Consider the following 203-nt stretch of genomic DNA (forward strand, 5'->3'; position numbering starts at 1 on the left):
ATTGATACCAAGATTGACCAAGATGGCGACGGCAACACCGTGGCGATCACCAGCATTACCGATGACACCGGCGCCTCGGGCAGCGACTTCATCACCAACGACAACACCTTAGTGTTCAACGGCACGGTCGATTTGGGTGACAACAGCACCTTGGCTGTCACCATCAATGGCGTGGTCTACACCACTGCCAACGGCTTGGTGAT

Annotated in this window: 1 protein-coding gene; it reads left to right on the forward strand. The window is 55.2% G+C overall.

Going from position 1 to position 203, the window contains the following annotated elements:
- The coding region (locus BM607_RS21730) for an Ig-like domain-containing protein (RefSeq protein WP_140393448.1) at positions 1 to 203 on the forward strand (203 nt) is incomplete at both ends.

This window comes from Shewanella sp. SACH (assembly GCF_001887095.2).
GTDB classification, from domain to species: domain Bacteria; phylum Pseudomonadota; class Gammaproteobacteria; order Enterobacterales; family Shewanellaceae; genus Shewanella; species Shewanella baltica.